Source organism: Bacillus safensis (genome assembly GCF_039619585.1).
GTDB lineage: Bacteria > Bacillota > Bacilli > Bacillales > Bacillaceae > Bacillus > Bacillus safensis.
Genome location: NZ_CP154909.1, coordinates 3325341 through 3338943, shown reverse-complemented (window position 1 = coordinate 3338943; position 13603 = coordinate 3325341). Strand labels below are relative to the sequence as shown.

13 protein-coding genes are annotated in these 13603 nt (G+C 42.7%); 8 read left to right on the top strand and 5 right to left on the bottom strand.

Annotation, left to right across the window (positions count from 1 at the left end; translation table 11 throughout):
- Position 1: 1 nt before the first annotated feature.
- From speE to argS, 5 genes are all read left to right on the top strand, one after another.
- Positions 2 to 832 carry a spermidine synthase gene (gene speE, locus AAYR28_RS17175; RefSeq protein ID WP_024423767.1) on the top strand — a complete coding sequence of 277 codons (831 nt, stop codon included), beginning with the start codon at positions 2 to 4 and terminating at the stop codon, positions 830 to 832.
- Between the two features lie 69 nt (positions 833 to 901).
- On the top strand, positions 902 to 1774 hold the full coding sequence (speB, locus tag AAYR28_RS17170) for an agmatinase (protein ID WP_024423766.1): 873 nt from the start codon (positions 902 to 904) through the stop codon (positions 1772 to 1774).
- 79 nt (positions 1775 to 1853) lie between these two features.
- Positions 1854 to 2201: a hypothetical protein gene (locus tag AAYR28_RS17165; RefSeq protein WP_034621833.1), complete on the top strand. Its 348-nt coding sequence runs from the start codon at positions 1854 to 1856 to the stop codon at positions 2199 to 2201.
- 124 nt (positions 2202 to 2325) lie between these two features.
- On the top strand, positions 2326 to 2748 hold the full coding sequence (locus AAYR28_RS17160) for a DUF1934 domain-containing protein (protein ID WP_003215400.1): 423 nt from the start codon (positions 2326 to 2328) through the stop codon (positions 2746 to 2748).
- Complete coding sequence (gene argS / locus AAYR28_RS17155; RefSeq protein WP_024426363.1) at positions 2745 to 4418, top strand: arginine--tRNA ligase; 1674 nt, start codon at positions 2745 to 2747, stop codon at positions 4416 to 4418. The genes AAYR28_RS17160 and argS overlap by 4 nt, the downstream gene beginning before the upstream one ends.
- 40 nt (positions 4419 to 4458) lie before the next feature.
- Here the strand turns inward: argS and AAYR28_RS17150 are convergent, their stop codons facing one another.
- The gene (locus tag AAYR28_RS17150) at positions 4459 to 4776 is read right to left on the bottom strand and encodes a hypothetical protein (protein ID WP_098677159.1); all 318 of its coding nucleotides are present in this window, start codon (positions 4774 to 4776) and stop codon (positions 4459 to 4461) included.
- A gap of 391 nt (positions 4777 to 5167) precedes the next feature.
- Positions 5168 to 6139 (bottom strand): S66 family peptidase, encoded by a 972-nt coding sequence (locus tag AAYR28_RS17145; RefSeq protein WP_268423108.1) that lies wholly within the window; start codon positions 6137 to 6139, stop codon positions 5168 to 5170.
- Between the two features lie 137 nt (positions 6140 to 6276).
- Between AAYR28_RS17145 and cls (AAYR28_RS17140) the strand changes: the two genes are divergently transcribed.
- The 3 genes from cls (AAYR28_RS17140) to AAYR28_RS17130 all read left to right on the top strand — a co-directional run bounded on the left by cls (AAYR28_RS17140) (position 6277) and on the right by AAYR28_RS17130 (position 10859).
- Positions 6277 to 7794: a cardiolipin synthase gene (cls, locus tag AAYR28_RS17140; RefSeq protein ID WP_263479664.1), complete on the top strand. Its 1518-nt coding sequence runs from the start codon at positions 6277 to 6279 to the stop codon at positions 7792 to 7794.
- 105 nt (positions 7795 to 7899) lie between these two features.
- Positions 7900 to 9615 carry an ABC transporter ATP-binding protein gene (locus AAYR28_RS17135; protein ID WP_024426361.1) on the top strand — a complete coding sequence of 572 codons (1716 nt, stop codon included), beginning with the start codon at positions 7900 to 7902 and terminating at the stop codon, positions 9613 to 9615.
- 245 nt (positions 9616 to 9860) lie between these two features.
- On the top strand, positions 9861 to 10859 hold the full coding sequence (locus AAYR28_RS17130) for a S66 family peptidase (RefSeq protein WP_120207878.1): 999 nt from the start codon (positions 9861 to 9863) through the stop codon (positions 10857 to 10859).
- Between the two features lie 229 nt (positions 10860 to 11088).
- Here the strand turns inward: AAYR28_RS17130 and AAYR28_RS17125 are convergent, their stop codons facing one another.
- From AAYR28_RS17125 to cls (AAYR28_RS17115), 3 genes are all read right to left on the bottom strand, one after another.
- Positions 11089 to 11343 (bottom strand): hypothetical protein, encoded by a 255-nt coding sequence (locus tag AAYR28_RS17125; protein ID WP_024423759.1) that lies wholly within the window; start codon positions 11341 to 11343, stop codon positions 11089 to 11091.
- Positions 11344 to 11416: 73 nt separating this feature from the next.
- Entirely contained in the window at positions 11417 to 12379 is a 963-nt protein-coding gene (uvsE, locus tag AAYR28_RS17120) for a UV DNA damage repair endonuclease UvsE (RefSeq protein ID WP_120207876.1), read from the bottom strand.
- A gap of 12 nt (positions 12380 to 12391) precedes the next feature.
- On the bottom strand, positions 12392 to 13588 hold the full coding sequence (gene cls, locus AAYR28_RS17115) for a cardiolipin synthase (RefSeq protein WP_120207874.1): 1197 nt from the start codon (positions 13586 to 13588) through the stop codon (positions 12392 to 12394).
- Positions 13589 to 13603: the final 15 nt, after the last annotated feature.

The following is a 13603-nucleotide window of genomic DNA, read 5'->3' as shown; positions in this document are numbered from 1 at the left end:
AATGAGCGAACTTTGGTATACAGAGAAGCAAACGAAGAATTTTGGTATTACATTGAAGGTGAACAAAACCCTTCACACAGAACAAACAGACTTTCAGCATTTAGAAATGGTGGAAACAGAAGAGTTTGGCAATATGCTGTTTTTAGACGGCATGGTGATGACATCTGAGAAAGATGAGTTTGTATACCACGAAATGGTGGCACATGTTCCTCTTTTCACTCATCCAAAACCGGAAAATGTTCTTGTCGTAGGTGGAGGAGATGGCGGTGTCATTCGTGAGATCCTCAAACACCCAAGTGTGAAAAAAGCGACACTTGTTGATATTGACGGAAAGGTCATCGAATACTCGAAGAAATTCCTTCCTTCTATTGCTGGAAAACTAGACGATCCTCGTGTAGATGTCAAAGTCGGAGACGGTTTTATGCACATTGCTGAAGCTGACAACGAGTATGATGTCATCATGGTTGACTCTACTGAGCCAGTTGGACCAGCTGTGAACCTGTTCTCTAAAGGATTTTACGCAGGAATCGCAAAAGCACTGAAAGAAGACGGTATTTTCGTTGCACAAACGGACAACCCTTGGTTCACACCTGAGCTGATTACAAATGTACAGCGTGATGTAAAAGAAATTTTCCCTATTACGAAGCTTTACACAGCGAATATTCCAACGTATCCAAGCGGTCTTTGGACATTCACCATCGGTTCAAAAAAATATGATCCACTTGCTGTAGAAGACAGCCGTTTCTTTGATATTGAGACGAAATATTACACAAAAGAATTGCACAAAGCGGCATTCGTTCTGCCGAAATTTGTGAGCGACTTAATCAAATAAATCAAGCGAAATGGACATGCGCAAATGACGGTTTGCGCATTTTTTGAAGCGTAAAAGGAGGAATCTTGCATGAGATTCGACGAGGCTTATTCAGGAAAAGTGTTTATTGGAAGTCATCCGACATGGGAAGATGCAAAGGTCATTTTATACGGCATGCCGATGGACTGGACAGTCAGTTACCGCCCAGGTTCACGTTTCGGTCCGAACCGCATTCGTGAAGTATCGATCGGTTTAGAGGAATACAGCCCTTATTTAGATCGTGAGCTGCATGAGGTGCCATTCTTTGATGCGGGTGACATCCCACTTCCTTTTGGGAATGCACAAAAGAGCTTAGATTTAATTGAAGAGTATGTCGACAGCATTTTAGAAAAAGGGAAGTTTCCATTAGGAATGGGCGGCGAGCATCTTGTGTCTTGGCCGGTTTTCCGTGCGATGTATAAGAAATACCCTGATTTGGCCATCATCCATATGGACGCACATACGGATCTTCGTGAGGAATATGAGGGTGAGCCGCTTTCACATTCAACACCGATTCGTAAAGTTGCAGGACTGATTGGACCTGAAAATGTATTCTCTTTCGGCATCCGTTCTGGGATGAAAGAAGAATTTGAATGGGCAAAAGAAGCGGGTATGCACATTTCTAAATTTGAAGTACTCGAGCCATTGAAGCAAGTATTGCCAAAGCTAAAAGGGCGTCCAGTATATGTGACGATCGATATTGATGTACTTGACCCAGCACATGCACCTGGTACAGGAACGGTAGATGCTGGCGGTATTACATCAAAAGAGCTGCTTGCATCCATTCATGCGATTGCAGGATCTGACGTCCAAGTCGTTGGGGCAGACCTTGTCGAGGTAGCACCTGTATATGATCACTCTGACCAAACAGCGAATACAGCGAGTAAGCTTTTACGCGAAATGCTGCTTGGGTTTGTGAAATAATCAGTTGATAGAGGAGCTTGTCATCTCATGTGGACAAGCTCTTTTTTTTACATTGGTCAAAAAATAAAGGAGGGAGCTCATGTTTTCGTCAATATTGATGGTGTTCCTCGCTTTATGTGTGTTAGGGGCAGGCTTTCTCACATTGAAACGAGAACTCGCAGCTGATCCGCCTGTTTTTGCTTCAAAGAAGGAAGCAAAGGAAGAGATGCTGGGGCTGTTTCACGATCGAGGCTTTTTCTATCTGACGGCCATTGCGTTATTCATGCAGGTGGTTTTTAAAAAGGATCAAATTGCACCATTTGATTTTTTTCAGGCATTTTTGGCAAGTTCAGGCATACAGGCTCTTTTTTACTTAATGAAAAGAAAAGACTTAGGTGTAAAGGCTGGACTTGTCGTAGTGGTCAGTTGTATTTTTCTTTTTTTCTAAAGGGATGGCTGAAGATGAAAAACGAAGTTTAATCGCCGTGAAGAAGAGAAATGATGGTATGATAGGCGATCATGATTATGGTATACTATTTTAGTTAAACGGGTCTTAGCAAAGGAAGTGCAAAATGACACAAAACCAAATTTCAATTCATGTAAAGTCAGTGATGAAACCAGAGACGGAGCCGGCTGAAACGATCGAATTCCGCACGACTGGAACGTACCAAGAGAAGAATGACAAAACGTATCTCACTTACCATGAAGAACATGAAATGGGTCAAGTAAAAACCGTTGTGAAAATGAGTGAAAAAGAAATTTTTGTGATGAGATCAGGGGCTATTCAAATGAAGCAGCGCTTTCTCATTGGAGAAACGACCGTCACACATTACACGATGCCATTCGGTACACTTCAGCTAGATGTGCACACACATGGTATTGATCTCGATGTGGACAAGGGGCTGCTGCACATTACGTACGATATGCTGACAGGAGAAGATCAAAAGCATTTACATACATTATCGATTTCGTATAAGGAGGATTTACGTTCATGAATATCGCAGAACAGGTCAAAGATGCGTTAAAAGAAGAAATCATAGCGGCAGTCGTCAAAGCAGGACTTGCCGATGAAAGCCAGGTGCCAGATGTCCTTTTAGAAGTGCCGAAAGACAAAACTCACGGTGATTACTCTACCAACATGGCGATGCAGCTTGCCCGCATTGCGAAAAAAGCACCTCGTCAAATCGCAGAGGACATCGTCAATGCGTTTGATAAAGGGAAAGCTTCCATTGAAAAACTGGATATCGCAGGTCCAGGATTCATTAACTTTTATATGAACAATCAGTATTTAACAAAGCTCATTCCAGCTGTTCTTGAGGCAAAAGAAGCTTATGGCGAAACGAATACAGGCGGCGGTCAAAAGGTGCAAGTCGAATTCGTCTCAGCCAACCCAACAGGTGACCTACACCTTGGACATGCCCGCGGTGCAGCTGTAGGAGATTCCCTTTGCAACATCCTTGATAAAGCAGGGTTCGATGTGAGCCGTGAATACTATATCAACGATGCAGGAAATCAAATCAATAACCTCGCTTTATCTGTAGAAGTACGTTATTTTGAGGCACTCGGTCTTGAAAAAGAAATGCCTGAAGACGGCTACAGAGGAGAAGACATCAAAGGCATCGGACAAAAGCTTGCGGATGAATTTGGTGACCGTTTCGTGCATGAGCCGGAAGAAGAGCGGATGAAGTTCTTCCGCGAATACGGCTTGAAATACGAATTAGAAAAATTACGTGTAGACCTTGAGAATTTCCGTGTGCCATTTGATGTATGGTATTCAGAAACTTCTTTATATGAAAACGGAAAAATCGAACCAGCGCTGGAAACACTTCGTGAAAAAGGCTATGTCTTTGAAGAAGACGGCGCAACATGGCTGCGTTCAACTGATTTTGGTGATGACAAGGACCGTGTGCTGATTAAAAAAGACGGCAGCTTCACTTACCTGCTTCCAGATATCGCATATCATAAAGACAAATTGGACAGAGGCTTTGACCAGCTCATTAACATTTGGGGAGCGGACCATCACGGCTATATTCCTCGGATGAAAGCGGCGATCCAAGCACTTGGATATCCAGCTGACAAGCTTGAAGTAGAAATCATCCAGCTTGTGCATCTTTACAAAAACGGCGAAAAGATGAAGATGAGTAAACGTACAGGAAAAGCCGTCACAATGCGTGATCTGATTGAAGAAGTCGGCTTAGATGCGACTCGTTATTTCTTTGCGATGAGAAGTGCGGCGACACATATGGACTTTGACCTAGATTTAGCGATTTCTACGTCTAACGAAAACCCTGTGTACTATGCACAATATGCACATGCGAGAATTTGCAGCATGCTTCGTCAAGGTGAAGAAAAAGGCTATGAACCGAACCTTGAAAAAGCCGATTTCTCTCACATTCAATCGGAAAAAGAATACGATCTTCTGAAAATCATTGGCAGCTTCCCAGAAGTTGTAGCAGAAGCAGCTGAAAAGCGTATTCCGCACCGCGTGACGAACTATATTTATGACCTTGCATCAGCCCTTCACAGCTTCTACAATGCCGAGAAGGTCATTGACGCAGAAAATGAAACAAAAACAACAGCACGTCTTTCACTCATGAAAGCAACACAAATCACGCTCGCTAATGCATTAAAACTAATTGGTGTATCGGCTCCGGAAAAGATGTAAGAACACGCAGAAACCCACTCGGAACAGGAGTGGGTTTTTGTCATTCAACGTTTATATCATTTTTATTTCTCTGGAAAATCTCAATTTCATAATTCTCTAATGCTTGTTTAGGAAGTTTCTTTTCTAATACAGACTGCAAACCTGCTATATCTTTTGAAGTATTGATGCCTATGGAAATTGTGGGATCTGTCTTAACGATTTGATAATGTAACAAGTCATGCTCTTTCCATAACGAGTCTAATACTTGTGCTACCTTTTGATCTAATTCTTCTTCAGAAAGAGTGAGACGATTTGGAGTGGAACTTAATCCAAGAATACAAAGAGTAATAAAAAACAAACCAATCAAACGTTTTTTCATTATATCTCCTTAAATAGTTAATATATTCCTTTAATAGATTATAGCATCCAATTAGGTTTGTTTAAATAACTTAACAGAAACATGCTCATAGAAGGCATTGTTCTAGATTTATTTAATGGAACAACATGTCATCCACTCAAAACATGTAAAAACCCGCTATCTCTTGAGGATAGCGGGTTTTAAAAATTATCCAAGTGTATTAATAATGTTAGAAATAGAATCAAATAATTGGCTAAGTACATCAGAAAACATATTTTTGCCTCCTCTCTTTTCTTTTTACATCTACTTAACGAAGGGAATGAAGGGTTGGATCACTTTTTCTAAAAAAACTTTAAAAAAGATGGTGGCATAGAAAAAAGCACCGCCTATTCGGGTGCTTTTTGGCCTTAAGTTATGAATGAATGCGCAGCTTCACGTCTCCATTTGTACACTCTAGTTGAACGTTTCCACCAATCGGCAAGGTGAAGACTGGCTGTGTATGTCCGATATCGACATCGTAAATCACAGGGATGTGTTTGAGCATTGGATGCTTATCTAGGATGAATCTTAAGTGTTCCTCTGTCATGTTGGATTTCTTCTGAAAGCGCCCGATGATCAACCCTTTGAGTGTTTCTGCATGCTGCAAGAGGGAGGTAAGGTCTCTGGCGAACATTTCAGGGAATACCAGATCATCATCCTCGACAAATAAGATCGCATCCTTTACATTCGGCATAAACGATGTCCCTTGCAGTAAGTTCAGTGTACAAAGATTTCCGCCAAACAAGGTGCCTTCAGTTGTTCCTTCCTGATATATGTTCCATTTCGTCGGATGAAACTGCCTATTCGCTTGATCTAGATACCACGCGTCATCACTCCATTTTGTCGAAGGAATCACATCAAACGGTTCGCCGCCGTTCATCAAACAAGCTTGAAACATGGCGGTCTGCTCTTCCTGTCCCTGCTCCATTTGAAAGCTTGAGAAATGGGGGCCAGAATATGTCACCATATCACATTTCGCTGTAATGGCGTTTGCAAGTGCAGTGATGTCACTATAGCCGCAAAGGACTTTAGGATGCTGACGGATCAAGTCGTAATCAATATAAGGCAGAAGCTCATTGCAGTTAAAGCCTCCGATGGCTGTCAAAATACCATCGACCTCATCATCTGCGAACGCCTCATGCAGATCAGACAAGCGGTGTTCAATAGACGATGAGGAATGAATGTCACATTCAAACAAGTGCTGTCCAAAAGAGACAGTGAAACCTAAAGACTCTAAACGTTTTTTCGCTTGAGCAATTCCTTCTTTTGATAAAATGCTGGCACTTCGGCTTGGGGCAATGACACGAATATGGCCACCTTTTTTTAAAGGAGAGGGTGTATGCATAAACAAATCTTCCTTTCCATCACATATTTCTCCATTATATCGGATCAAATAGCTCAAGTCTGTAAAGGCTAGGAAAAAGGAATGGGTCGTGCGTTTCATACAAGCTGTGCAAAGGGTATGGAAGAGAAAAAGACAGAATGAGGGCGGAGAATGTGAAAAAGAGAAGACTGGAATTTTTATTTTTATATTTTATGATATTCGGGGCATATGTGGTGTATTGGTGGACTGTGCCGGCGTGGAGCGTTCAGCTGTACGCAGCGATTTATATCGCCATTATTTTATTTAGTATCATCTCACTCATGCTGGAGAACCGTACATCACAGCACACGTTGTTATGGATATATGTGCTCATTTTTTTCCCGATCATTGGCTATATGTTCTATCTGTTCTCAGGGCAGCTCTATGTAAAGGGTCATTTATTCAAATCAAAGAGAATGTATAACCGCGAGAAATTACGCAGAATCTCTGAGCTTGAGAGTAAGCCGAATGAGTCACGTTTAACCGATAATCAGCGTGCTTTTTTTCATTACACAGAAAAAGCAACAGGTATGCATGTGAACACAAATAGTGATATGGAGATTTTAAAGAATGGGGAGGAGACGTTCCCCAGAATTTTTGAAGAGTTAAAAAAGGCAAAATCGTTCATTCATATTGAATATTACATGTTCAAATCCGATTTCCTCGGCCACCGGATGATGGAGATTTTGATTGAAAAAGTGAAAGAAGGGGTAGAGGTCCGTTTCATATATGATGCGGCTGGCAGCATCCGCTTCTCGCGAAAAGATATTAAACGCTTGAAGCAGGCAGGGGTCAAGGTCGCTCCTTTTCTACCTTTAAAATATGGATTCTTTAATCAAAAATTCAATTTCCGAAATCACCGGAAAATCGTCATTATTGATGGAGAGACAGGGTTTGTCGGCGGGTTAAATGTCGGCAAGGAATACGTAGGACGGGATGAAAAGATTGGCTTTTGGCGTGATACGCATGCCATGTTAAAGGGTGAGGCTGTTCAGACCCTTCATTCCGTTTTTATGCTCGACTGGGAATACGTATCAGATGAAGTATTAATTGATGATCCGAAGTATCATACGCCGCATTCTGTGACAGGCGATGATGTCATTCAGGTTGTACCAACTGGACCTGATATGAAAGAAAGTATGAGTGATTTATATGATGCTCTCATTTCTAATGCGAAACAATTTGTCTGGATTGCCACACCTTACTTTGTACCAAACGAATCGATTCGCACTGCACTCAAAATCGCTGCCACAAGAGGGGTGGATGTGAGGGTGATGGTACCGGAGATCAATGACGGATTTCTCACGCAATATGCCACAAGATCCTATTTTTCTGAGCTTCTAAAAGAGGGCATCAAGGTGTATCACTATCAAAAAGGGTTTATGCATCAAAAGGTGATGATTGCTGATGGAGAACTCGCCTCTGTCGGCACCGCCAATGTCGATATGAGAAGCTTTCAGCTCAATTTTGAGGTCAATGTCTTTACAGCTGCGAAAAAGCCAATTGAGCAATTGATGGCCCACTATGAGGAAGATATGAAGGAATGTGAGCAAATGGGTCCTGTACATTTTTATAAAAGAGGCTTAAAAGAGCGGTTGAAGGAATCATTTGCCCGGTTGTTTTCTGGCGTATTATGAGGATTTCCAGTCAATGAAATCATTTCCTGATCTAGTATTTTGAAGAGGATTCCTCTATAATTGAAAATGATTATCAATTATAGAGGAAATGAGGTTCTTTTACATATGCTAAAACGCTTTTTCGCCTATTACAGGCCCTATCGCGGTCTGTTCTTTTTAGATTTCTTTTGCGCTGTCGCAGTTGGATTAATGGAACTTGGTTTCCCGCTGATCGTGAACTACTTCATTGATACATTATTACCAACAGGGAATTGGACGGTCATTGCCTGGACCGCACTTGCTCTGTTTATCATTTATGCACTCAGCTCGGTTATGCAGTTTATTGTGTCGTACTGGGGGCACATGTTAGGTATTAATATTGAAACAGATATGAGGAAGAAGCTGTTTGATCATTTTCAGCGTCTCTCATTTAAGTTCTTTGATAACAACAAAACGGGTAAGCTTATGTCTCGGATGACAAATGACCTCATGTACATTGGTGAGGTGGCTCATCACGGACCTGAGGATTTGTTTATTGCAATTATGACGATTCTTGGCGCCTTTGCTGTCATGCTGATGATTAACTGGCAGCTTGCTATTTTAACCTTCTTGATCATGCCTGTCATCATCTGGCTCGCCCTTCATTTTAATAAGAAGATGACGCAGGCGATTACACAGCTGAACAATGACATTGGAGACTTTCATGCAAGGGTTGAAAACAATATTGGCGGCATTCGTCTTGTTCAAGCCTTTGCCAACGAACATTTCGAGAAAAAGCGTTTTGCTGAAAACAACAACCGCTTTCGAAAAGCGAAGCTTCTTTCATATAAAATCATGTCGGTCAACGGCTCAATCAGTTACATTCTCACCCGTCTTGTGACACTGTTTGTCCTTCTGGCAGGGACATGGTTTGTTCTGCAAGGGCAATTAACGGCAGGTGGATTTATCGCGTTTGTTCTCATTACAAACGTCTTATTCAGACCGATTGATAAAATCAACACAGTGATTGAAATGTATCCGAAAGGAATTGCGGGCTTTAAAAGCTATGTCGATTTACTTGAAACAGAGCCAGATGTGAAGGATACAGAGGGAGCTCGTGATGTATTCGGGCTAAAAGGTGAAATTGAATATCGAAACGTGACATTTGGCTACGATGAGCACAGCCATGTGTTAAAGGATATCGATTTGAAGATCAAACAAGGAGAAACTGTTGCGTTTGTCGGTCCTTCAGGAGCCGGGAAATCGACGATTTGCAGTTTGCTGCCACGTTTTTATGATGTGGATAAAGGGGAGATTACGATTGATGGTGTGAGTACAAAATCGATGACCTTGTCTTCTTTAAGACAGCAGATCGGCATTGTGCAGCAGGATGTCTTTTTATTCTCAGGCACCATTCGAGAAAACATAGCGTACGGCAACCTAGAAGCCAGCGATGCAGAGATTTGGGAGGCTGTACGTCGTGCGCATTTAGAGGAACTCGTTCAGCGTTTCCCAGAAGGATTAAATACGGTGATAGGCGAGCGCGGCGTCAAATTGTCAGGCGGTCAAAAGCAGCGCTTGTCAATTGCGCGGATGTTCCTAAAAAATCCTTCGATTCTTATTTTAGATGAAGCTACATCAGCACTTGATACAGAAACAGAAAAAGCTATACAGGATGCACTGAGCGAACTGGCTGTCGGCAGGACAACACTCGTCATTGCCCACCGCCTGGCAACAATTAAACACGCCGACCGTATCATCGTCGTGACAGAGGAAGGCATCCAAGAACAAGGCCGCCACCAAGACCTGATTCAAATGGGCGGCGTATACAGCAGACTGCATGAAGCGCAGTTTGGTCATTGATCAGCGCGTAGACAAACCCTCGTATTCGCCCGCAGTTCTGCGTGCCGGTGCTCACGAATGTCCAATTCGCTCCGCTCCGGTACTCGCCCTTCCTAGGGCTGCAAAGGTTTTCTATCACGCTGAAAAGAAGACAAAGGGCTAAAATAAAGATCATTTTAGCCCTTTGTCAACAATCTGAGAGCTCTTTTGTTAAAGGGCTTTTTTTGTTAGGATAGAAAAAATGCGTGTAGGAAGGATCTGATGGAATGAAGGGGCTTCGGCGATTACAAAAGGGCGATAAGATCGGTATATTTTCACCTTCTAGTCCTGCATCAGCGACCTCGCCTCTTAGGTATGAGCGGGCGAAGAAGTGGCTTGAGCAAAAAGGATTCATTGTGGTTCCAGGATCATTAACAGGGAAAGAGGATTACTACCGTTCAGGTACAATTCAAGAACGAGCAGATGAGCTGAATGAGCTGATGGCTAGAGAGGACTTGGCGTGCATCATGTCAATGATTGGCGGGACGAATTCAAATAGTTTGCTGCCTTATCTTGATTTTGACCTGCTGAAACAACATCCGAAAATCATGATCGGTTATTCAGATGCGACAGCGATTCTACTAGCGTCGTACGAAAAAACGGGCCTGCCTGTTTTCTACGGGCCTGCGCTTGTTCCTTCTTTTGGCGAGTTTGAACCGTTTGTTAATAATACATATCAGTCATTTGAGGACATCCTGATGTCCCAACAAACCCTTCCTTATCAGATTGAAAAACCGCCTTTTTGGACAGATGAACGAATCAATTGGGAAGAAAAGACGCGTGACAAAAAACAGCGTCCGAATGATTGGCTGTGCGCCATAGAGGGACAGGCAGAAGGCAGATTGATCGGCGGAAACTTGAATGCGATGTACGGCATATGGGGAAGTGAATTCATGCCAGCGGTGAAAAACGGAGACATCCTTCTCATTGAAGATTGTATGAAAACCGCGTCAGTTGTAGAAAAGAACTTCTCTTTATTGAAAGTAAATGGAGTGTTTGAACGGGTATCAGGGATTCTTTTAGGAAAACATGAGCTGTTTAATGATGAAGGAACGGGCAAAGAACCTTACGAGATTTTACTTGAGGTGCTCGGAGAGACAAAAAGACCACTCATCGCTGATTTTGACTGTGCCCATACGCACCCAATGCTTACGATGCCAATCGGGGCACAAGTGAAAATGGATGCATCCTCCAAACAAGTTTGGTTAACAAAAGAGTGGATATAGCAAAAGAGCAGCCCGCGGCTGCTCTCCCAGCATGTAGACAAACCCTCGCATTCTGTGTCAGGCCTGCGTGCCGGTGCTCACGAATGTCAAATTCGCTCCGCTCCGGTACTCGTCCTTCCTAGGCTGCAAAGGTTTTCTATCACGCTGAAAAGAAGACAAAGGGCTAAAATCAACATCATTTTAGCCCTTTGTCAACCAATCTGAAAGAGCAGCCCGCGGCTGCTCTTCTTTATGAAACCGTCTCTTTTTCAAACGGCTGAAGGAGATCTTGCGCTTTTTTCCCCTCTACGACAATTAAGTAGTCAGACTCTAAATGAGTGAGCCTGAAGGTTTCAAGCTCTACGATGTTCTTAATGCTGCACATTGTTTTTTTAGAATACACATATATACGATGCTGAGCCTGCTGGCACTTTTCATAAAGAGAAATAAGCTTATGTAAATTCAACGCTTTCGCAGCGATTCGGATTGAATAGATTTGAGACATCTTCATATCCTCCTGTTAATTACTTTCTCACAATAGCTTTGTTACCCCCATTTGCACAAAGGTAAACCTTTCTTTATGATTTCCACTCAATGGTTCCTCCGCCCGTCCGCCGATTGCCCCTTATCGCAGACAGCTCTTCGACTAGACGGAGCAGAGCCTGATCCTTTAATTTTGCTTCAATCATGAAATCTACATCCCGGCCATACGGTTTTAATGCTTGAAAAAGCGGTAAGACAAAATTCATACCTACTCCATCTGCATGACTGCGTATAGCTTTTTCTGATTTTGGTGAAGACAAATGGATTTTGGGCGGAATGCCAGTGCTTGTCCACGTGTCGAACATTCTTGGCAGGATGTCATCGAGTGCGGCATCGTCATCTTTATTTGCCACGTGATGATGGTAATCAAAAACAAACGGAATGTCATGCTTTTCACATACATCAAGCGTTTCGAGCGACGTATATGTTTTGTCATCGTTCTCAAGTGTCATTCTCGCTTTGATATGAGCTGGAAGCTGTTTGATATTTTCATCAAAGCGTTGAAGAGCCGATTCTTTATCGCCGTACGCCCCGCCTACATGAATGTTCATGTAGCCTTCCTTATCGAGCTTCATCGCCTCAAGCATCTGATAATGGTACGTCATATCGATGACGGCATTTTCTGTAATGGAAGGTTTGGGGCTAGTAAACAGGGTGAATTGATTGGGGTGAAAGCTGACCCGTAAGCCGTGCCGTTTCACCAGCTTGCCGATCTCAAGAAATTCTTTGTGAAAAGGTGTCACAAAGTCCCAGCGCACCTCTGGATGGGTCGCGAGCGGGACGATCGAGCTTGAAAAACGGTAAAGCGGGATATCATGAGCAATGGCGAAATAAAGCGTTCTTAATGTATTCACGAGATTGGCCTTCGTTGTTCGCAATAAAGCCTCTTTTCTTTCTCCCTTAGCGAGCTTGCTGTATCTTGCAAAGGTCAGCGACTTGGCAGGAGAAGCTTCCCACAAGGTGACGGCATTGGATACATAACCAAATCGATAACGCATAGGTCATCTCCTTTATAAAAAATAAGAGAACATGGCGGCAACCCACTCAAGCGGCCGAGTGAAAAGCGGACGCTTTGACAATGTTTCTTCTGTCAGGATCTCAGAAACCTCCATATGCTCCCGAATCTTTTCTTCTACGTGTACAGTAAAAGCGGGATCATCAATGGCTACATCTACTTCTTCGTTTAAAAACAAGCTGCGTTTATCAAAATTCGCGGTACTAATCATACAGCGGCTGTGATCTATCAAAATGGCTTTCGAATGATAAAACCCTTTATAAAAACGATAAACAAGACATCCAGAGGCAATGAGGTCCTTCAAATAATGAAAGCCAGCCTCTTTGACAAGTGGATGATCCGCTTTCATTGGAATGATGATTTCAACTGTGACGCCCCGCTTTCGTGCATCAAGCAGCGCCTTCAGAAGAGGGGCTGATGGAATAAAATAAGGCGTACAGATGATGATCTGTTTCCTCGCCTGCTGAATATCTTGGAGAAATAAAGCTTCTAAAGAAAAGCCAGCAGTCGCGCGTGTTGTGCATTGTAATGTTCCCGGTTCCAATGCAGGGAAAACCTCATATTGCAGCTGATGAATGCCAGACGAACGGTACAAATCATTCAGAAACACATGCTGGAGATCTGCGACAACCTGTCCAGTCATCCGCAAATGATAATCCTTCCAAATACCAAATCGGCCTTTCTTCCCGACATATTCATCACCTATATTAAATCCGCCAATATAGCCAATTTTCCCATCAATCACCGTTATTTTACGGTGATTTCTCATGTTTAGACGGTAAATCAAAAAAGGGAAACGAGGCTTATTTAAAAAGTAAAATTGAATGCCGCTTCTTTCTAGCATGTCAATCGCCTTTTGATCAAACGGATAAGAGCCTAATCGGTCAGTCAGCAAAAAGACGGAAACTCCTTGCTCCGCTTTGGCTTTCAATGCTTGTAAGACCCTTTGACCAATCTTGTCGTTCTTTACAATAAAGAACATCATATGAATAGAAGAAGAGGCCTGCTGTATATCGGTAAGCAGCTGATCGAAAAATGGTTCGCCATCATGATAAAAGGCAGCATCGCCGCTTGTTTGGTCAAAAGACCGTTCAAATGCGTGAGTAGAAAAATATTTCCTTCCCATATAAAGGTCTAACATCACGAGCAAAACGATGGCAATGAGTACGAGTAGGATGATCAATGCGATCATGAAACTTCCTCCTTT